The organism is Mesorhizobium sp. WSM3864 (genome assembly GCF_002294955.1).
In the GTDB taxonomy this organism is placed as follows: Bacteria; Pseudomonadota; Alphaproteobacteria; order Rhizobiales; family Rhizobiaceae; genus Mesorhizobium.
In genome coordinates this window covers 1-1,176 of sequence record NZ_NSGD01000057.1, presented here as the reverse complement: position 1 = coordinate 1,176, position 1,176 = coordinate 1, and the positions used below count along the sequence as shown (strand labels likewise).

The window sequence follows — 1,176 nt, the reverse complement described above, 5'->3', positions numbered from 1 at the left end:
TGGCAAAAGGTAAATTCGAGCGCACCAAGCCGCATGTGAACATTGGCACGATCGGCCACGTCGATCATGGCAAGACGTCGCTGACGGCGGCGATCACGAAGTATTTTGGCGAATACAAGCGCTATGACCAGATCGACGCGGCGCCGGAAGAGAAGGCGCGCGGCATCACCATCTCGACGGCGCATGTCGAGTATGAGACGGCCAACCGTCACTATGCCCATGTCGACTGCCCCGGCCACGCCGACTATGTGAAGAACATGATCACCGGCGCCGCGCAGATGGACGGCGCGATCCTGGTGGTTTCGGCCGCCGACGGCCCGATGCCGCAGACCCGCGAGCACATCCTTTTGGCCCGCCAGGTCGGCGTGCCCTCGATCGTGGTGTTCCTGAACAAGGTCGACCAGGTCGACGACGCCGAGCTGCTCGAGCTGGTCGAGCTCGAGGTTCGCGAGCTGCTGACCAAGAACGAGTTCCCCGGCGACGACATTCCGATCGTCAAGGGTTCGGCTCTGGCCGCGCTGGAAGATTCGAACAAGACCATCGGCGAGGACGCCATCCGCGAGCTGATGGCGCAGGTCGACGCCTACATCCCGACGCCGGTTCGTCCGCTGGACAAGCCGTTCCTGATGCCGATCGAGGACGTGTTCTCGATCTCGGGCCGCGGCACGGTCGTGACCGGCCGCGTCGAGCGCGGCGTGGTCAAGGTCGGCGAGGAATTGGAGATCGTCGGCATCCGTCCGACGGCCAAGACCACCTGCACGGGCGTGGAGATGTTCCGCAAGCTGCTCGACCAGGGCCAGGCCGGCGACAACATCGGCGCGCTGTTGCGCGGCATCGACCGCGAGGGTGTCGAGCGCGGCCAGGTTCTGGCCAAGCCGGGTTCGGTGAAGCCGCACAAGAAGTTCGTGGCCGAAGCCTACATCCTGACCAAGGACGAGGGCGGCCGTCACACGCCGTTCTTCACCAACTACCGGCCGCAGTTCTACTTCCGCACCACCGACGTGACCGGCATCGTGACGCTGCCGGCCGGCACCGAGATGGTGATGCCCGGCGACAACATCACCGTCGACGTCGAGCTGATCGTGCCGATCGCCATGGAAGAGAAGCTGCGCTTCGCCATCCGTGAAGGCGGCCGCACCGTCGGTGCCGGCATCGTCGTCACCATCAAAGAATAAT

At 64.4% G+C, this 1,176-nt stretch carries 1 protein-coding gene; it reads left to right on the top strand.

Annotated features, from left to right (window positions below; all coding sequences use genetic code 11):
• Positions 1 to 1,175: elongation factor Tu (gene tuf, locus CK215_RS30545; protein WP_095833147.1), on the top strand; the 1,175-nt coding region annotated here is incomplete at its 5' end.
• Position 1,176 lies beyond the last annotated feature (1 nt).